This is a genomic window from Pseudomonas sp. NPDC087185 (genome assembly GCF_044744955.1).
Classification (GTDB): domain Bacteria; phylum Pseudomonadota; class Gammaproteobacteria; order Pseudomonadales; family Pseudomonadaceae; genus Aquipseudomonas.
Genome location: NZ_JBIUZK010000002.1, coordinates 943,236 through 962,090, shown reverse-complemented (window position 1 = coordinate 962,090; position 18,855 = coordinate 943,236). Strand labels below are relative to the sequence as shown.

The following is an 18,855-nucleotide window of genomic DNA, read 5'->3' as shown; positions in this document are numbered from 1 at the left end:
ACAGTCACAGATATGCAAGCACTCCACACCTAGAGCACTTAGCATTGTTAATTGAACTCAAAGCCTACGAAACTACAATATGGAAAGTGTATAACTCAGCATAATGCGATTTCGATCCTGCCCCCGCTGACTATTAACACCCGAGCGGATTGCGGCACTTTTCAAAGCTACGCCGAGTCCTTTGAAGCTACCATCCTGAATGACATACGAAAGCGCCAAGTCTCGCTCCCATTCACTTCCTGTACCGGCAGCTTTTACGCCACTACCAGAAAAGTAAGCGACAGAGGCGGTGAGACCGTCCAATCCAACCGAAGCAAAGTCATAGCCATACTTCGCGACCCACGTCCGCTCGCCTGCACGTTGAAATTTTCCGATCTGGGCGTTGGTGATGAGGTAAACAGAAGAGCCATCGCCTTGATTCAAGAAGGGCATATCACTGTCACCTATCGCTTCCTGGTAACCAAGCCCTACAGAGTGCCCACCTTTTGAGTACGTGGACATAAGGCTCCACACCCTGCTGTCGACTTCGGTACTAGCACTATCCTTACCACTGCCCTTATATCCCTCTAAGCGGCCTTCCGAGCTAGCATTTTTCCCATCTGAATCGCTGTTGAAGTACCTGGCGTCGGTGATCAACTTACCGCCGGCAACGCTAGCGGTATGCTTAAGCCCCAAAAAGTGCTGTTTGTAGAAATCAGCTAGCGTCCCGTAGTAGTATTGCGCCACAAGGTTCTTTCCGAGCTTGTAATCAGCACCCGCATAATAAAAATCATTGCTGCGCTGCCCACCGGATTTGTTCGACCCCGCGATAGACAGTGGCTCTCGGTCAGATGAGTTTCGCGCCTTGGCGTGCAGAAGCCTGCCACCGACAAGACTTAACCTGTCAGATTCGTTACTTTGTACCTCGTAACCTTCGAATGTTTGAGGCAAAAGTCTGCCATCGTTGTATACAGCTACTGGATTTTTTGGAAGCAGGGTTCCGACCCTTGCTACTGTTTTGGATATTCTAGCTTTGGCAGTCAACCCAAGGCTGCCAAACTCACGTTCAGCCCGGCCATCGTCCCCGCTTGGAAAGAGCTGCCCAGACCGTCCTCTTCCCGAATCCAACTTAATTCCCCAGAGGCCCAGGGCATCGATTCCAACACCAACCGTACCCTCTGTGAAGCCAGACTTGTAATCTAGGATAAACCCTTGACCCCACTCCTCCTGCTTGGAGGGCTCGTTAGCTCCGTCCCTATTATCCCCATTGTAGTAAAAATTTCGCGCAGTCAATTTGGCAACACTATTTTCTACAAATCCGGCTGCGTACGCCTGCTGAACGAACACACCGCTGGCCGCTACTAAAACCACTTTTTTGAACATCAATCCCCACCCGATCCTTGTAATGAAACACAGTCGTTTCTCGATTGACACCGCGCCAATCAATACCGCTGGTACAAAATGATAGGGGATTGCCCAAACGACTCCTAGGAACATGATGACTTAACGTTATAACTCAGCAACGAATAAGCAAGTAACCTAACGCAATAAGTCAATGTTTTCAGACTCTACAGCCGCCCCATATCTACCCACCGCCTAAAAATTACGATTCATTATAGATTACATCTCAAAACAAATACTTCCTATTCACCAGCAAATGTAAACCGAATTTTTGGACACTTAAAAATAGGCAAAAAAAACGGCGTCTTCTCGACGCCGCTCTGGTTAGTACACCCTCCATATGCCCTGAAAGGTATAGTTTTCACCAAATCAAACCAATTCACACCCAAGATTTTTCAGCTTGGCCTCGACCCAGCTCCTATCATTCCGGCCACTGTCGATGGCTGCAAGCTTTGCTATTTCGTCCTGATGTCTTTTAGAGGCTAACTCGTACACAAACTCGATTTGATCGTAGGGAATAGATAGAACGCCGTCCTTATCTCCTACGATAAGATCCCCTGGATGCACGACCATCCCATCAATCGCGATCGATACATTGATCTCACCTGGGCCATCTTTATATGGGCCCCGGTGAGTTACGCCCGCAGCATAAACGGGGAGCGATGACTTCTCGATGCTCTCCAGGTCACGAATCGCACCGTCAATGACAACTCCTGCGAGGCCTTTCTTCTCGGCGAAACGGAGCATTAGCTCCCCGATCAATGCGTTGGTTAGATCACCACCGGCGTCAACCACGATAACATCGCCGGCTTCAGCGATGTTAAGCGCATAATGCAGCATTAGGTTGTCACCTGGCCTAGCTTTGACGGTGATCGCCGACCCGACCATATACCCACCCTCATGGTAAGGGCGCAATCTCGTGCCACCAGCGGCCATTCTACCCATTGAATCACTGATGTTTGCGACCGGCAAACCTCTGAAACGGCTTACCTGCTCCAGTGATACGGATCGTTCTCGACTCAGCACTCTGAACCCTACTGACATACCCTACTCCTCACACAGCGTTAAAGGTTGGCGTTCAGAGGTTGTGCGTCACGGAACTTCTCATGCAGAGCTCTCAGGCCTGCCGATGGTTTCAGACCGTTACGTTCGCCGACTTCCAGGAGCCAGCCAGTGCGATGCCACTCTCTAACGACCTTGTCGATGGCTGCGCTAGCGTCTGGTGAACCTTTACGCAGCCAGATAACCGACAGCAGTGGCTGGCGGTCAGGAGCAAGCGGAATTTCGTAGTCAGACCATTCAGGCTGATCAAGCAGCGAGAGCATGGTAGGGCTAACATGTACAGCGGCTACACATCCGTTGCCTCGAAGCGAGAGCAGAGATTCTGCCTGGCTTCTGAATGCCTTGATATCTGCGCCGTAGGTGCCTCGCAACCAAGTGATGAAGTTACTACCTTGCGAGACACATACAGGCTTGCCCCGAAGGTCTTCCCATTTCTTGATTCCGCTATTTTTGTGCATCAACGCAGCAGCAGCCACTTCCTCATAAGGTGTGGGCACATGATCCAGCAACTTGTCACGCGCTGGGGTGAGATTCATGTTCGCGATCAGAATATCTACCCTGCCCTGCTCCAAAAACTGAACCCGGGCCGGCGCAAGCACAGGGACGAGTTCGGTTTTTACTCCAAGGCCCTTTGCTACACCTTCGGCCAACTCAACGTTATATCCGGTTGGCTTACCAGTTTTCGGATCAAGGGTGCCAAACGGTAAGCCGCTGAGCATCACACCAACACGGATGACACTGCGCTCATGAATGCGATCCAGGGTTTCGTCAGCATGAGCTGAAGCAGTGCCGATAGCCATACTCAGAAATACGACGCTCAATCCAAGCTTACAAATACCACACAAATTCATCTGATCCCCCAACAACGATTCTTCATCTTCTAGGTCCCCGTCCGATCATTCATCGCACGAAAAATATTTAGCCTGGCTTTCACAGCTGGTCGCAATCCTAGCCAACTGAAGCGTACCAGCCTAAAAATTAAAGAATCTATGCTTATATCTAAGGTTAATCAGACACCACCTAGCCGCTCTCAAAGCCACAGAGCTCGGGGAAATAACAGATTTTCTGCCGTATAGGAAGGCACAAAAGCATCATGATTTCTGATGTGTTTTTTAAGATATGTTATGGAATTATCGAACACGAAGCGCAAAATCAGCTCAAACGAAACCCTTGGAATACGCTGGTCGCCCCACCTGTGAGTAGAGTCCACGGAGATTCAGCGGACAATAAAGTCAGCTTCATGGCGAGCTAAGGATCATCACAGTAATGTTTATGCGGCTAGAGGTGACCTCCTTAGTTGCTCCCTCCCTTTTCAGCACCTTAATCAACCATCATAACTAATAACAAAAACGCTGTTGGATCGTATCCAACAACAATGTTACCGCTTCGATAGATTGGTCACGGCTTACTGGTGCCTGTAGGATCGTTATTTCATGATCAGGAATCGCCGGCAGGTCATTGAGTATTTGCATGCTAGGTGTGATTTTAGACCGATCGATGACACTCACACCGAGACCTGCTTCTACACAAGCTCTGACCGCTACACCCGACTCTGTGTCCAAAACTGCTCTCCACTTGATTCCCGCTTTATCAAGAGCTGCCGTCATCGCTTCACGATAAGGACAAGGTGAGGCATAAAGCGCTAGCGGCAGTATGCCATCCTCGTTGAATACAAAATGGGTTGCAGCTGCCCATACCGGAGCGGTGTACTGCAAAACGATCCCTTGGGATCGCGTTCCACCCGGGGGCTGAGCAATAATCGCCACATCCAGGTGTCCACGGGCGACCTGCTCCCTAAGCAGCAAACTGGGCGCGGTCTTGATCTCCAAGACAACGTTCGGCCACATGCTCCCAAAGATCGGCAAGATGTCCTGGATGACGTGAACGATATATTCGTCCGGTACTCCTAGGATGACTCTCCCACTCGCCTCATTTCCATAAAGGTCTCTAACAGCGCGATCATGAAGATCCAAGAGCTCCAACGTTGTCGACATCACCCGCTTGCCAAGCCCGGTCAGCAGGACTGCTTGATTATCGCGCTCGAGTAAACGCCCTCCCACAATGGACTCCAATCGCTGGATGTGCATGCTGATGGCCGCAGGGCTTTTGTGAAGAAACTCAGCTGCCGCTTTGAATCTTTTAAGCCTATGCACGGTGTGAAACGTGCGCAGCAGGTCAATGTCCAGGATCGTATCCATAGTTCAAGATTCCTGAATCATGGCGGGATATGGATTCATTCTATTACACCTTTCCCAATGGAGCGAATGCGACCTCAATCATCTTCCGCGACGTTGGCAGTTTCCGCGTTATCACGCTCGCTACGGCTCTCTAGGATCGAAGCAAGGTTGAATTCAAGCCAGTCAGCAAGATCTCGTACCTTGCAAGCCGCCACCTCGCCAAGTGAGGTAAGCGTGTACTCGACGTGAGGTGGCACAGTATTCAGGGAACGACGGTGCACCATCCCGTCTGCTTCCAGCCACTGCAGCGTCTGCGCAAGCATCCGCTCGCTCACCCCTTCGATCCGCCGGCGCAGTTCACTGAATCGCTGCGTTCCAGGCACCAGAGCGATAAGAACAAGGACACCCCACCTGCTAGTGAGGTGCTTCAAGATCTTTCGAGATGGGCATGCTGCGGCCATCACATTCCCTCTCATCAGCTTCTCAGTCAACGAACCAGGCGTGTCTAAACTATTGGGCTGCGGCGGTTGATTGGTGATCACGACACACTCCTCACAAAAATCGCCTTAGCTTACCTTTTTGTAGGTACTTACGAAAGGTTAGCTTGTTATCTATAGTCTCTCCGTACCCACACAAACCTTGAGAGGACGCAAGATGACTATTGCAATCACCGGTGCCACTGGCCAACTGGGCCGTTTGGTTATCCAGAAACTGAAAACCAAAACCTCAGCAGGTGGAATCGTTGCGCTAGCCCGTGATCCTGCAAAAGCTGCCGACCTGGGAGTCGCAGTGCGCCAGGCTGACTACACTGCGAAGGACTCTTTGGAACAGGCGCTCAAGGGTGTCGATACCCTGCTGCTCATTTCGGGCAACGAGCTGGGCCAGCGAGCCACTCAGCACAAAAACGTCTTTGATGCTGCTAAGAAAAATGGCGTGAAGAAGATCGTGTACACCAGCCTGCTCCATGCCGACACATCTTCACTGAACCTGGCCCCCGAGCACGTACAGACAGAGCACGACCTCAAAAATTCGGGCATCACCTACACCATCCTTCGGAATGGCTGGTACACGGAGAACTACACTGCATCCGCTCCAACGGCCCTGGAGAACGGTGCGTTTTATGGCAGTGCAGGCAACGGAAAGATCTCCTCCGCACCGCGTGCGGACTATGCAGAAGCGGCAGCGGTGGTACTGACCACCGCAGGTCATGATGGGAAGACCTATGAGTTCGCCGGGGACAATGCTTACACGCTTAGTGATCTCGCAGCAGAAATCGCGAAGCAGTCAGGCCAGGAGATTCCATACGCGAACATTCCCGAAGAAGCATATGCCCAGGCTTTGACCGCTGCGGGCTTGCCAGAAGGCCTCGCCGCAGCAATCGCTTCGTGGGATGTAGGGGCGAGCAATGGTGCTCTTTTCGCCACTGATAAAACGTTGTCGACTTTGCTCGAACGACCAACGACCACTCTGGCAGCGTCGGTGACTGAAGCCCTGAAGTAATACATTACGTTGCTTCTAGGAACGCCACGAAAAAGGCCAAAGGCCTCCGTGGCGTTCTACGTTAGCGATTCAAAATTGATGAAGCGCCCCACTATGAAGCGCGCTTAAACAAGCCGAACTCGACTTTTCCCTGAGTACTCTTGAGCAATTGCAGCAAAATTATTCTGCCGCCGCGGATGAAATGGCAGCGCTCTCCACTCTCGTCGACAAGCTGAAAGTGTAACCGGATTCACACTGCATCAGTCCGAAGGCCTGCAGTTATCCACATTATGCTGTTAGGCGCGATACTCGGGCCCACAAACCGCTACACGTCGCTCACCTGACCTCCCCGCGTACGGTGATCATGCCCAGAATTCGTCCAGAACGGCTGTCACGTTTGAAAAATCCGTATGCGGTCGAAACCTGTCGCAAGCACGTGTTCACACCGGAACCAACCCCTGGAACCATTGTCACCAACATTGGATCCGTAAATTGGAACCCGGCTCGCTCGACAGGGGCCCTCTACCCACGCCTCCGCCAGCGATTCTAGGACGAACGCAGCTGGAGGCTGTGTGCCATGACTTCGATCAGAAGCTCTTACCATCCAATTGACGCCGCAATTATGTGGTGTGACCTTGCCGCTTACCAAGACGAAATCTTACGAATCGACGTGTCCCAGCCGGGTTGCCTACGAAAGCATTTCCCACAGTGGCCCTCGCTGCAGAAGCACCTTGAGTGTATCTGCGATGCAATCAGCTGTGGCGAGCTGCCTGCAACTTACTTGGGGCGCCCGATCTCTTCAGACTACCAAGTGCATCATGAGTACTGCTCGGTACGGCGTGCCGACCTATTGGTCTGGTTCGTACGGACCTTTCCTGATCAGAGACCCGCATTTCTGTTTCCTCCAAGTCTTGATCATTCAGAATGCATCAGCTTGAACGCTCATTTGGTGCAGGAAGCAGAAATTGACGCGTCCCATCGCACCATAGCAAAGCTGCGCCAAGAGCTCGCAGCCATTACCGAAGAAATGGCAACGCTTATGAGCTCCAACAGAGAGCTATCAGAACGGCTGGAGGTCTGCGGCATACCCTCTGAGACCTCCGAGTGTATGCATAACACACTCGTCGGTGCCTTACTGGAAGCCACGCTGGGCAAATCGAAAAGCGGCCAAGTGCAGTCAATCTATCCAAGCCAGGCGGCCTTGGTCGAGGAAATCACCCGCCGTTTCCCGGGAGTGAGCGGCCTAAGCAAAAGTACCCTTGATCGGAGATTTGCCGAGGCTCGCCGCCATTTCGCCCAGGTTTCCCGGGCGTGACGCAGCATTGTCAGGCAATGCCGGCCATTGCCTGACAATGTTTTTTTCTTTCAGCGAGCCTTCACTGACTGTCACATCCCACCACGCGCCACCCGGCGCTACGGAGTGACATCATGCAACCGACCAGTCCTACCCCCGTACCTGCCGACCGACACATCATGCGTCGCGATGAAGTGGAGCAAAAAACCGGCTTCAAGCGTTCGCACATCTACAACCTGATGAAGGCTGGCCAGTTCCCGCAGTGCCGACGGATCGGCACCCGTGCTGTCGGCTGGGATTCGCTGGAAATCGAACAGTGGGTTCAAGACCGGCTGTCCAGCGGGGACTGAATCATGGACGTCCTTTCGCTGATCTCGACCAAGGGCGGCGCGGGCAAGACCACCGTCGCCGCTAACCTGGGTGGATTACTTGCCGATGCCGGCCTCCGTGTATTGCTGCTGGATCTGGACAGCCAGCCCACGCTGTCCAGTTACTACGGCCTGCGCGAACCTCGTGAAGCCGGCAGCTACGAACTCATCGCGCAGGGGCTCACGACACCGGAGTCGGTGATCTCCACCACCGTCATTCCACACCTCGATCTGATCGTGTCCAACGACCGCGCTGGCCACATCAGCACCCTGCTCTTACACGCAGCCGATGGTCGGCTACGGCTGCGCAACCTACTGTCCGCCTTCGAAGATCTTTACGATGTATTGATCATCGATACTCAAGGCGCCCGCAGTGTGGTGGTCGAGATGGTGATTCTTGCTACCGATTGCGCGCTGTGTCCGGTCCCACCAGAAATGCTCGCGGCACGCGAGTTACGCCGTGGCACCCTGGGTCTATTTGAAGAGTTGGAGCCCTACCGCTACTTGGGCGTCGCCATGCCGTCGGTGAAGCTGCTGCTCAACCAGGTCAATGCCAATCGCCGCGACACCCGATTGATCATGCAGAGCCTGCAAGCTTCCTTCCAGGCCGATCCGCATGTCAGCGTCTGTACCACGACGATTCCCGACCGCGTGGCCTACACCAATGCCGCTTCGCTGGGGCTACCCGTACACCGGGTGGAACCTAGGCCACCGTCTGGTAGCCGCAGTCCTTGCGCTGCCCGGGTGATGCGGGCTCTGGCAGTCGAGCTCTTCCCTCAGTGGGCCGAAGAGCTTCTTGCCTTGGAAGTGCATGTGCCAGGTCAACAGTCTGCTGAACACGACCTAGTCCGTCGCGGCTAAACGGAGGATGGGTAATGAAGCCGCCAACGTCCGAAGGCATTACGCGTCAGCTGCAGCAGGGACATTTTCCACAGAACCCCGGTCGCGAGGGTTCGTCCGTACCGATCGCCGATACCCCGATGGTGGTCAGCCTTGAGCAACTGCGCCCGTATGAGCTGAACCCACGTGTGGTTCGCAACCCTCTCTACGACGACATCAAGGCTTCGATCCGCGAACGCGGGCTGGACCAGCCGCCGTCCATCACACGCCGCCCTAACGAACCGCACTTCATCATCCGCAACGGTGGCAACACGCGCCTGAGTATCCTTGGCGAACTCTGGCAAGAAACCCGCGAAGAACGGTTTTTCCGCATCCACTGCCTGTTCCGGCCCTGGCAGTCCGAGGCCCATACATTGCTCGGGCACTTGGCCGAAAGCGATCTGCATGGCCAGCTCACCTTCATTGAGCGGGCGCTGGCGGTGGCGCAACTGCAGGGCATGCTTCAGGGGAGTGATGAGTCACTGAGTCAGCGCGAGCTTTCATCACGCCTGAGCCAAGGCGGCTATCCGATCTCACAGTCGCATATCAGCCGCATGTTCGACACGCTTGAGTACCTGCTGCCTGCCATTCCGCAGGTGCTGTACGCCGGCCTCGGTAAACCTACCATCGCCCGGCTCATCAGCTTGCGACGGCGGGCGGAGTCAATCTGGAACCAGCATTTCGGCGACGCCCTACAGTTTGTGCAGCTCTGGCTCGAAGTACTGTCGATGCATGACGGTGATAAGCCAGAGCTGGACGCGGGCGAGTTGCAGGACGAACTGCTATCCAGGATGTCGGTGATCCTCAAACAGACACCTCGACTGCTGGCCCTGGAGTTGCACCAAGAACACCAACCTTCGCCACTTCAATCGAGTCCCGCCCGGCGTCTGCTCCAGGATCTACCCCCCGATGCACCGCCGCAGTTATCGGTCATCGACGACGTCCCCAAATCAGCGACGGAGTCACCCAGCCCAGATCAGGGCGAAAGCGACGGCGACACCACCCCGTTGCAAGCGCCACGTCTTCCCCACATCCGCCAGGCACTCAGTGACGAACCGCCGTTCGACGAAAGATCGGACGACCCTGTACTTGTTCAGGTACCGGTGGACTCAGCGCCACTCCAGCATCTGGCGGAGGATGACCTCAGTGCCTTGCGTAAGCGCTGCGCCGCACTGGCGGCTGATCTCGCCACCTTTGCCGATACCAGTGCCATGGTCAGTCCACACACGGATGGCCTGGGTTTTACGTTGAACCCGGAACACGGCGAGCAGATGAGTGCGCGCCACACTGGCATTCAGTTGCTGCTTTCCGCGCTGCTACGACTGCAGGACGACGTGAGCTGGAAAGAGCGCCAACAGTTACCCGCAGCCCTGTTCGGACAGCTGCTGATTGGTGCCTACGACCTGCCTTTTGCCGAACGCCCTGCCCTGACGGTAGGCCTCGAGCGGCTCCCCGACGCCCAACTCGAGCAACTGTTCATGCTGATTCGCCACGCCCGGCAGCTGATTGAGCTGACGCTGTCGACCACTCGCTAACGTGAGGAGCTACCTCATGAGCACGACCTTCAATCTCTTGAACCATGCCATGTTGAACCAGGTGCTGCATGAGCTGCGCCATGGCCGGCTGCAGCGCTGCAAAGCTTTGGGTCTGGCCGATGAGGACATCGAGGTGTTGCAGTCGCTGCCGCCGACCACCCTTTCGCACCTGGCGCATTCGTCGATCGCCTGGGTCGAAGTAAAGGTCGATACGATCGTGCTGCGTCGCCTCATTGCCCAGGCCGAACGTGACGAGATGAACGAGCGGCTGATCAACCGGGCGCTCAAGCTGGGGGCAAGCTCCAACATCATGTACCGCTGCTTCGGTCTGGACCATTCGGAAACCGCGTTGCGCCGGCGCGTGCTGAAAATCGAGACCCACCGCGGCCGACCGGTTCAACTAAGCGAAGCCCAGGAGCATGCGGTGTGGAACCGTTGGAGCCAACTGCGGGCGGAGGATCCCGATAACGATCCGCTGGACACGATGATGATGCTGGCCGAGGAACAACACATCACCTTGACCCTGGTCTGGCAACAAGTTGAGTTGTACGGAGGTGCACCGTGCTGAGTTTTTACGAAGTCGACTGGCAGGACGTGGTGCGCCAATGCTACGACGCACTGCGCCGGCGGAATGAATGGCAGGCAGCGCAAGCCAAGCTTGCCGAGGCCGATGAGACGCCAGCGGTGCGCACCATCTACTACGGCGACAACATTCCGTTGCCGATGGCGCTGCTGCTGGATCGCCGACTGACACCGCTGGAGCGCAATACCTGGCAGGTGTTGCGCTGGCTCATCACCGAGCGCAAGGTCAGAACCCCACGCTACCAAGACCTGCAACCGTATCTGGCCACCAGCCCCTGCGGCACACAAGCCTCACGCGAGACCATTGCCCGCGCGCTCAATGTCTTGCGCACCACCCGCTGGCTCAGCCTGGTCGACCGCTCACGTGATGCTCATGGCTGCCTGCGGGGCTGTGTCTACGTGCTGCACGGCGATCCGTTGACCCCGGCCGAGCAGCTCGAACTCGACAACGGCTACGCGACCCTGCTGCAGCAGAATCTCAGCCATGCCACCAAAGGCGTGCGGGATGTGACACAGCACGTCATTGAGGAGATCCTGGCCGACCCGCAAGTGGCCCAAGCAGACAAGGATCAGCTAGCCGCGGCAGTTCCGCCCGTGCAACAGCAAGCGCTGCCGCTGACGTGTGGCGACGGGGAAAATTCCGAACCTGGCGAGCGCCACCCCGTTCGGGATTCTCGCGCTGCCGCCACCGATTCCGAACCCTGCAGCAATGCACCGGTTCCAGCTGACGTTCGGAATGCCGACGCTGCCCGTACTGTACAGAAAGACAAAAGCAAAAAACGTACAGTACTGGCGCAGGTGGAGTTTGGTCGAGCGCGATGGCCCGAGGACTTACCGCTGAACCCGACTGAGCGACGCATGGCCTCACAGGCGATGCGTCAGCTCGAACCGGAACAGCAACAAGCGGTAATCAACGAAGCAGCGGTGCGCTGCGCCCGCGGAGAGATCCGCAAACCGGTCGCCTACCTGATGGGTTTGATCAAACGCGCTTGTCAGGGCGAATTCACCTTGTGGGCCGCCCGCGCTGAAGCGTCGACCTCGGCGCCCGCCCCTTCGAGGACGGCGAAGTTCGTACCTTTGTCGCAGCCATCCAGCGAACCACCTCGCCGCAGCGGCCAGCGTACTGCCTCTCCCCTGGCCCTCTCCTGCCTCGAGGAACTGAAGCAACGCTGTCGCGGCGTCAGTGCGCCGACGTAGGCTGGACCTTGGTGGAATCAATGCCTCTGCAATCATTTCCAGAGACGTACACAGCTCGATAAAAGCGACCTGATCACCTTCGTGTTGATGCTCGTAGGCCTTCGCAAACCAGCCCATCGTCGGCGTCATTCCGACGGCGAGGTACTGGCGATGGCCGATCACTACCAGCTCAACTTGGGGTCTCTGCGCAGCAGCATCACCCTAACCCTGCACACGCATCATGCGGCGCGGCTGTGGCAGGGTCGCTCCCGACGCGAGGGCGTGCATCCCATCCTCGGCATGCCTGGCTACATCGCCGTCACCAATCTGCTCAAGCAAGCCAGCAGTCAGGATGACCCGTATGCCGACTGGTTCATGCTGCAGCTGGAGGAAAAACTGCTGCAGACGAAGGCCGAGCTACGCAATCTGGTCCACCAGGTCAGTCAGGTGGAGCGCGAGCTGCCCACCCAGGTCGATGTCGGTGACAACCTCAACATCCACCCGGTGACCCTGCCGCTGTATATCGGCAGTCAGCTCGGTTTTCTCGCGGTCTACCTGCTCACCGATTACGACACCCTGGTCCGTCGTGTGCTACTCGCCCACCACACCGCGCTGATCGGCCGGGTCGACATGGAAAGCTGGATCGATGGCGGGGCCCATCACCTGCGCAGCCTGTTCGGCCTGGCCCAGAACTATCGCCTGGCGGGCGTCACTCGGGGAGACATGGCCGCCAACAACGCCCGGGGCCGTGAAGCCCTCGAGAAATTTGGCACGCCGCCCCTGGACATTCTGGAAGGCACCCGCCGCTCCCAGTTCGCGCCTCCGATTGTGCGCACCAGCGCGGGCTCTGTAACAGAGCCGGCTGAATCGCTGGAGGCCGAGGCCCCGCCTCTACCGGGTGTCCCGGACGAAGGGGGTGAGGCATGACCTTGGCTGAGGCGATTGCCCGACGCTTGTCGAACGATGCCTATCGCGAGTTCGCACAAGGTGCCTCCCTAAAAGGCCTTTTAAAGCCTTTTAAGGGTAAGGGGGAGCTGCAGCAGTTCGCCGACACGATCCTGCGCCTGCGCACCCAGGTCGCCGAACTGATGGGGGTGATGCTGGCGATCATGGCGCAACCGCCGTTCGTGCTGCTGGACCTGCGACTGGTCATCCAGCACAGCGCGACGGGCACCGATTTCCTGCGCTGGCGCAGTCCGGACTTTCAGCACATGGGCGTGCAGGTGTGGCAGGCAGCGGTGCTTCATCCGCACCTGCACCCGGAGCTGCGGCAGGCACTGTACCAACTGGAGACCAACCGCGTGGTGCTGAACCTGCAGATGAGCAGCCTGCAATCGCTGTATCGCCAAGCCAGCAGCGGTGTCAGCAAGCTCGAGGCCGCCGAACACGCTCTTTCCTGTTCCCCCACCGAGGAGTAGCCCCATGAGTACGTTATTTGTTGGCGAAGGCATCATCGGCAGCGTGCCGGAGTTTCAGGAGTTCAACACCACCCCGGATGAACCGCGGCGCTTGCTGCGGTTGAACGTCTACTTCGACAACCCGGTGCCGCGTGAAGGCGGTTACGAGGACCGCGGCGGCTACTGGGCCCCGGTCGAGTTGTGGCACCGCGACGCCGAGCACTGGAGCACCTTGTACCAGAAAGGCATGCGCATCCTGGTCGAGGGCCGCACGGTCAAAGAGGAATGGGAGGACAGCGAGGACAATGCGCGGGTGACCTTCAAGGTGGAGGCACGGCGCATCGGTATCCTGCCGCACCGCCTGGCGTCGGTGTCCATGCGTGAAAAGGCGCAGGAGAACGCCGGTTCCGGGCGCAAGGGGGGCGGCAAGAAAGCCCCACGCAAGGCCGGTTGATCAGGTGGTACTCAGTGGAGCGAGCGCCCGCCGCGCGATACCACTGGGGTTCGTACGCCCTGCTCGGCGGGCAATCCCGGCTATCGGGCACTGTTCAGTTCCGTCGCGACCTCCCTTCCCCATCGCCGTGCAACACGTGCGATACCTCTGCCAGGTACTGGTCCAGGGCAAGGAACGCCTGCCAGTGCTCCGGGCTCTCCTGAACCCAGGCGATCAACGTGGCACGCGCCTCGGCATTGTCCGGTTCCAGGTGGGTAGCCATGAACAACTCGTAGGCCTTGATCGCGAGCGCATCCGTCTGACGCTGGTTTGATCCGTGCAAGGGCTTTCCTCCGTAGTGACGGGCGGGTCTTACAGGTATTTTCGGTGATACGCCTCATAGGGTTGGCAGTCAACCTTTCAGGTCGTTCATATCTTTGGGTGGCTGGTCGACCATATGGGTCGAATTGGAGAGTGCCCCCATTGCCAGTGAAAGAGCCTAGTCCACATCACATTGGTCGCCAGCTGGCGGAGTATCGTCGCGCCCGCAATCTGACCCAGGCGAAGGTGGGCGAGCACCTGGGGATCTCCGGTGAAGCCGTGTCACGGCTCGAGCGTGGCGAGGTCGAGCTCTCGGTCAGTAAGCTGCTGCGATTGGCCGACCTGTATGGCTGCCCCGCCGATGAGCTGCTGTTGGCCATCAGTCCGCGCCCGCAGGATCAAGGCCAGCAGATCACCTCGATCATCAAGGAACTGAGCGAAGCGGATAAGCAGTTCGCCCTGCAGTTCCTGCAAACGCTGGCCAGCCACCTCGCTCAACGCAAGTAGGTCTGTCCCCGCCGATATGAGCGCGGCGCCATCGTATTTTCGCTAGCAGTCCCTAATCACCCCGCCACCCTGTCGGTACTCATCGAGAGGGCCAATCCATGCGCCTGTTTATTTGCGAGAAACCATCCCAAGCCCGGGACATTGCCCGCGTCCTACAGGCCAACCGTCGCGGAGACGGCTGCCTGCAGGGGCAAGGCATCACCGTGACGTGGTGCATCGGGCATCTGTTGGAGACCGCGCCGCCGGAAGCCTACGGCGATTACAAACGCTGGTCGCTCGAGCATCTACCCATCATCCCCGGACGCTGGAAGGTGGTGGTCAAACCCAAGGTCGCCAGCCAGCTCAAGGTGATCGGTCAGCTGCTGCGCACCTGCAGCGAAGTGATCATTGCCACGGACGCCGATCGCGAGGGCGAGATGATTGCCCGGGAGATTCTCGAACGCTGCCAGTACCAGGGACCGATCTCACGCCTGTGGCTGTCCGCGCTCGACGATGCCTCGATCCGTCGCGCCTTGGCCGCGCTGCGCCCCGGTGAGCAGACATTGCCGCTGTACCACTGTGCATTGGCCCGCTCTCGAGCCGACTGGCTGGTGGGAATCAACCTGAGCCGGCTGTTCACCCTGCTCGGCCGCCGTGCCGGCTTCGAAGGTCTGCTGCCGGTGGGCCGCGTACAAACTCCAACCTTGCGTCTGGTCGTCGAGCGCGACCGGGCAATCGCGAGCTTTGTGCCGCAGCCGTTCTGGATCGTCGATGCCCAAGTGGAGACTGAGGGCGTCACCTTCAAAGCCCGCTGGCAGCCGCCGGAGCCCGCCTGTGACGCCGCGGGCCACTGCATCGACGAGGCTGCGGCACAGCAAGCCGCCCGACGTCTACGCCAACAGGCGACGGCGCGCGTTCAAAGCATCGATATCGAGCAGGTCCGCGAAGGTCCACCACTACCGTTCGACCTGGGCACCCTGCAGGAGATCTGCTCCGCCAAGCTGGGCCTAGGTGCGCAGGAAACCTTAGCCACCGCGCAAGCCCTGTACGAAACCCACAAGGCAACGACCTACCCACGCACCGACTGCGGCTACCTACCCGAAAGCATGCTCGACGAGGTGCCGCGAATCCTTCGCGCCTTGGCCGCCGCCAGCCCATCCTCGGGAAAGATACTGCAAGAGGTCGACCCCTGCCGCCGTTCTCGCGCCTGGAACAGCAGCAAGATCACCGCGCACCACGGCGTCATCCCCACTGCCGCCTCCCTGGACCTGTCCCAGTTCAGCGAGCGCGAGCAAGCAGTGTACGCGCTGATCCGCGCCCGTTACCTGGCGCAGTTTCTGCCAGAGCACGAATACCTGAAATCACAGGTGCTGCTGCAGAGGGGGACCGATCAACTGCTGGCCCGCGGCAAGCAGATTCTGGCGCGTGGCTGGAAGGCGGTGATCGACGAAAGCCACAGCGACGAGGGCGGCGAACAGGCCCAGCGTTTGCCCACGCTACGCGAATTCGCCGTGGTGGCGGTGACGGATGCCACGGCCGTGGCCCAGCGTACCCAGCCGCCGAAGGCTTACACGGAGGGCACATTGGTCAAGGCGATGAAAACCATCGCCAACCAGGTGACCGATCCGCGGCTCAAGCAGAAGCTCAAAGACAGTTGCGGACTGGGTACCGAGGCGACCCGCGCCGCCATCATCCAGGGACTGATCGACCACGGATATCTGACCAAGAAGAAACGCAGCCTAGCGGCGTCGGCCGCAGCCCACACCTTGATTGAGGCAGTGCCGCGGGAGGTGGCTGATCCGGTACTGACGGCACTATGGGAGCAGGCGCTAGACCGCATCGAAGCGGGCCAATTGAGCGTCGACACCTTTCTCGCCAAACAGGCGGAGTGGTTGACCCGTCTGGTCCGCTCACACGCCTCGCTGACCCTGCGCCCACCTCCCGTCAAAGGGCCGAACTGCCCGGTCTGCCGCAGCGCCATGCGCCAGCGCAAGGGCCGCACCGGCAGCTTCTGGTCGTGTACCCGCTACCCGGACTGCAAGGGCACCAAGCCGGTGGCCAAGTCCAGACGCTCCAAAGACGCATAACTTGACGCGGGACAGCGGCGCTGGTGTAGTGATCAGGCCCTCGCCGCTTGGCGACCAAAGACCGATTCGCTCCGGGCAGCTCGGTCGGACTCGTAGAGTTCGGAGCCACACTACTCAGCGTCCTCGGATCGCTTCTCAGCGTTTTCAAGTTACTTAGGCGGATGACCTGTAAGACTTATCCTAGGTCGCACAGGTCATCCGCTTCGGCGACGATGCTCAGCTCCGGTGCCCGCCGGCGAAACACTGGGCACCTTTTGTGCGCGGATGCGTGCCAGTTGATTCCGACCCAGGCCACGACAAGGGTCGGGTGATTCAGGTGGATCGATAGCGGTGGTTTTGCGACGAACCCCGGTGTCCGATTGCCGGGTCAAACGTGGTCCAACTCCTCCTAGCCTGACGACCGTCGGGCTATTTTTTCGCCGTTGAGAATCTACTGAGCACCAACCACTTCCGCTTGCCTAGAGCGCGTTGAATCCGCAGTTGACGGGCCTTTCCCGGGGTTTTATAGATGGGCTGCACACCGCTGTCGTTGACAGCGTCCAGGTAGCCAGAACCTTCAAGGCTATGCCCGTTTCGGGTGGTTCTCCCCAAGTGCGATCCGCGTTCGGTAGCTCGCACGGTTACTGCCTCCCGCAGTGATGAGCGCCCTCTAAACGATCACGTTTTTGTACATCCCCTTGCGGAATTCACCAGCCGCCAGGGCCGGTGGCTGTCCGCGTTTCTGCTCACCAGGAGATCAATCATGACTACTGCAAGCAACAACGCCCCTACCGCCTACTTCAACCTGCACACTCAAGGCATCGGTTACTTGAACCGTGTGCGCGAAGTCCCGGTTCGCCGTGGGCAAGCGTTCATGGCGTGTGACATCGCCGCCTTGCACGGCGCCGCTGACGACGTCGAGTACACCCGCTTCGACTGCAAGGTCGCCAGCGGTGAAGCCGACCGGCTGATCCGTGAGCACCTGGAAGACGTCCGCGCGGAACGCAAGGTTCTTATCGCGTTTCGCATTGGCGACCTCTGGGTTGATCCGTTCCTGTACGAGAAAGGCGAGCGCAAGGGGCAACCCGGCGCCAGCCTCAAAGGCCGGCTGATCTTCATCGAATGGATCAAGGTCGATGGCCAGTTCAGCTACCGAGCACCCGCTCGCACCGAGTCTGCTGCTGCCCCTGAGGCTGAAGCTGAGGTGGACGAGGCCGAAACCGGTGGCGAGCAGCGTCAGCCTGCCCCGCCCGCTGAACGCAAATCCACCGCAGCTCGCCAGTCTGCCTGAGGCAGCTTGACCGGCAACCACAGGCGTTCTCACGGACGCCTGTGGTTCATCTACGTCGGAGGTCGCCATGGAGAGCTTCTGGCTATGCGAGGACTGCTTGCAGGCAGTCGCGTATGACGACTTCAGTGCACTGTCGCTCTACTACAGCGAGGCTGAGGTAGACCAACGCATCGCCCATCTGCGCAGCGAACTGCAAACCTTGTTGCCACTGAGTGCTGATTTCGATCCCTGCACTGGCACCGGCATCGAGGTCTTTTCCACCCGGCCCTGCGAGGGCTGCCACAGCCCACTGCACGGAGCTCGACATCGTTTTACGCCTCTGTGACTCACCACTCTCACCAGCCTGGGGCTCTCCCCCTGGGGCGCTCCGCCTCCCACGAGGAATTACCCATGAACACTGCCCAGAACCGAGTCGAGCGTCTCGACCCCGCATTGGCCCAGCGTGCCCGCGAGGATGCGTTGCTGACCGAAGCGCTGGAATTGCTGGATCAACGTTACTTTCAGCGCGGCGAGCAACTGATCACACCGTGCGATGCCGCGTCGTATCTGAAGTTGCAGCTCGCACCCTACCACCATGAGGTGTTTGCCCTGCTCTGCCTGGACTCCCGGCACCGCGTGCTGAGCTTCGACATCCTCTTCACCGGCAGCATCGACGGTGCCTCCGTGTACCCGCGCCAGGTCGTCGTCAAGGCACTCGAGCACAACGCCGCTGCGGTGATCTTCAGTCACAACCACCCCTCTGGCTGCTCGGAACCGAGCGGTGCCGATCGGGTGCTCACTACCCGCCTGATCGAGGCCTTGGCCCTGGTTGAGGTCCGTGTGCTGGACCACATCATCGTGGGTGAAGGCACGCCGCTGTCGCTGGCCGAATACGGCTGGATCTGACCATCCCCACCACTTGGAGGGTCACTGCCTGTACGGGGTGACCT

The 18,855-nt window shown here is 58.2% G+C and carries 21 protein-coding genes; 15 read left to right on the top strand and 6 right to left on the bottom strand.

The window, feature by feature from the left end; all coding sequences use genetic code 11:
- Positions 1-72: 72 nt before the first annotated feature.
- The 5 genes from ACIPIJ_RS10010 to ACIPIJ_RS09990 all read right to left on the bottom strand — a co-directional run bounded on the left by ACIPIJ_RS10010 (position 73) and on the right by ACIPIJ_RS09990 (position 5,158).
- Positions 73-1,362 (bottom strand): OprD family porin, encoded by a 1,290-nt coding sequence (locus tag ACIPIJ_RS10010; RefSeq protein ID WP_401075558.1) that lies wholly within the window; start codon positions 1,360-1,362, stop codon positions 73-75.
- 387 nt (positions 1,363-1,749) lie between these two features.
- Positions 1,750-2,424: an RraA family protein gene (locus ACIPIJ_RS10005; RefSeq protein ID WP_401075556.1), complete on the bottom strand. Its 675-nt coding sequence runs from the start codon at positions 2,422-2,424 to the stop codon at positions 1,750-1,752.
- 20 nt (positions 2,425-2,444) lie between these two features.
- Entirely contained in the window at positions 2,445-3,242 is a 798-nt protein-coding gene (locus ACIPIJ_RS10000; RefSeq protein WP_401075783.1) for a transporter substrate-binding domain-containing protein, read from the bottom strand.
- A gap of 537 nt (positions 3,243-3,779) precedes the next feature.
- A complete protein-coding gene (locus tag ACIPIJ_RS09995; RefSeq protein WP_401075553.1) occupies positions 3,780-4,640 on the bottom strand; it encodes a LysR substrate-binding domain-containing protein in 861 nt (286 codons plus the stop codon).
- Between the two features lie 74 nt (positions 4,641-4,714).
- Positions 4,715-5,158: a winged helix-turn-helix transcriptional regulator gene (locus tag ACIPIJ_RS09990; protein WP_401075780.1), complete on the bottom strand. Its 444-nt coding sequence runs from the start codon at positions 5,156-5,158 to the stop codon at positions 4,715-4,717.
- 115 nt (positions 5,159-5,273) lie between these two features.
- On the opposite strand from ACIPIJ_RS09990, the gene ACIPIJ_RS09985 reads away from it, so the two are divergent.
- The 10 genes from ACIPIJ_RS09985 to ACIPIJ_RS09940 all read left to right on the top strand — a co-directional run bounded on the left by ACIPIJ_RS09985 (position 5,274) and on the right by ACIPIJ_RS09940 (position 13,783).
- Entirely contained in the window at positions 5,274-6,119 is an 846-nt protein-coding gene (locus ACIPIJ_RS09985; protein WP_401075550.1) for an SDR family oxidoreductase, read from the top strand.
- 556 nt (positions 6,120-6,675) lie between these two features.
- The gene (locus tag ACIPIJ_RS09980) at positions 6,676-7,413 is read left to right on the top strand and encodes a hypothetical protein (protein WP_401075547.1); all 738 of its coding nucleotides are present in this window, start codon (positions 6,676-6,678) and stop codon (positions 7,411-7,413) included.
- 113 nt (positions 7,414-7,526) lie between these two features.
- The gene (locus ACIPIJ_RS09975; protein WP_401075544.1) at positions 7,527-7,742 is read left to right on the top strand and encodes an AlpA family transcriptional regulator; all 216 of its coding nucleotides are present in this window, start codon (positions 7,527-7,529) and stop codon (positions 7,740-7,742) included.
- Positions 7,743-7,745: 3 nt separating this feature from the next.
- Positions 7,746-8,621, top strand: coding sequence for a ParA family protein (locus tag ACIPIJ_RS09970; protein WP_401075541.1), 876 nt, complete (start codon positions 7,746-7,748; stop codon positions 8,619-8,621).
- 14 nt (positions 8,622-8,635) lie between these two features.
- A complete protein-coding gene (locus ACIPIJ_RS09965) occupies positions 8,636-10,174 on the top strand; it encodes a ParB family protein (RefSeq protein WP_401075538.1) in 1,539 nt (512 codons plus the stop codon).
- Between the two features lie 16 nt (positions 10,175-10,190).
- Entirely contained in the window at positions 10,191-10,742 is a 552-nt protein-coding gene (locus ACIPIJ_RS09960; RefSeq protein ID WP_401075536.1) for a DUF2857 domain-containing protein, read from the top strand.
- Positions 10,736-11,953, top strand: a complete 1,218-nt coding sequence (locus ACIPIJ_RS09955) for an STY4528 family pathogenicity island replication protein (protein ID WP_401075533.1) — start codon at positions 10,736-10,738, stop codon at positions 11,951-11,953. Before ACIPIJ_RS09960 ends, ACIPIJ_RS09955 begins: the two co-directional genes overlap by 7 nt.
- Before the next feature lie 150 nt (positions 11,954-12,103).
- Complete coding sequence (locus tag ACIPIJ_RS09950) at positions 12,104-12,859, top strand: PFL_4669 family integrating conjugative element protein (protein ID WP_401075530.1); 756 nt, start codon at positions 12,104-12,106, stop codon at positions 12,857-12,859.
- Positions 12,856-13,350 carry a DUF3158 family protein gene (locus tag ACIPIJ_RS09945; RefSeq protein ID WP_401075527.1) on the top strand — a complete coding sequence of 165 codons (495 nt, stop codon included), beginning with the start codon at positions 12,856-12,858 and terminating at the stop codon, positions 13,348-13,350. Before ACIPIJ_RS09950 ends, ACIPIJ_RS09945 begins: the two co-directional genes overlap by 4 nt.
- A 4-nt stretch (positions 13,351-13,354) precedes the next feature.
- Positions 13,355-13,783, top strand: a complete 429-nt coding sequence (locus ACIPIJ_RS09940; RefSeq protein WP_401075524.1) for a single-stranded DNA-binding protein — start codon at positions 13,355-13,357, stop codon at positions 13,781-13,783.
- A gap of 94 nt (positions 13,784-13,877) precedes the next feature.
- Here the strand turns inward: ACIPIJ_RS09940 and ACIPIJ_RS09935 are convergent, their stop codons facing one another.
- Positions 13,878-14,105 (bottom strand): hypothetical protein, encoded by a 228-nt coding sequence (locus ACIPIJ_RS09935; protein ID WP_138736130.1) that lies wholly within the window; start codon positions 14,103-14,105, stop codon positions 13,878-13,880.
- 140 nt (positions 14,106-14,245) lie between these two features.
- Between ACIPIJ_RS09935 and ACIPIJ_RS09930 the strand changes: the two genes are divergently transcribed.
- From ACIPIJ_RS09930 to ACIPIJ_RS09910, 5 genes are all read left to right on the top strand, one after another.
- Positions 14,246-14,590 (top strand): helix-turn-helix domain-containing protein, encoded by a 345-nt coding sequence (locus tag ACIPIJ_RS09930; protein WP_088512832.1) that lies wholly within the window; start codon positions 14,246-14,248, stop codon positions 14,588-14,590.
- A 98-nt stretch (positions 14,591-14,688) separates the two neighbouring features.
- Positions 14,689-16,656 (top strand): DNA topoisomerase III, encoded by a 1,968-nt coding sequence (locus tag ACIPIJ_RS09925; RefSeq protein WP_401075521.1) that lies wholly within the window; start codon positions 14,689-14,691, stop codon positions 16,654-16,656.
- A 742-nt stretch (positions 16,657-17,398) separates the two neighbouring features.
- A complete protein-coding gene (locus ACIPIJ_RS09920) occupies positions 17,399-17,926 on the top strand; it encodes an STY4534 family ICE replication protein (protein ID WP_401075518.1) in 528 nt (175 codons plus the stop codon).
- Between the two features lie 67 nt (positions 17,927-17,993).
- Positions 17,994-18,251, top strand: a complete 258-nt coding sequence (locus ACIPIJ_RS09915) for a hypothetical protein (protein WP_401075516.1) — start codon at positions 17,994-17,996, stop codon at positions 18,249-18,251.
- Positions 18,252-18,316: 65 nt separating this feature from the next.
- A complete protein-coding gene (locus ACIPIJ_RS09910) occupies positions 18,317-18,811 on the top strand; it encodes a JAB domain-containing protein (RefSeq protein ID WP_401075513.1) in 495 nt (164 codons plus the stop codon).
- Positions 18,812-18,855: the final 44 nt, after the last annotated feature.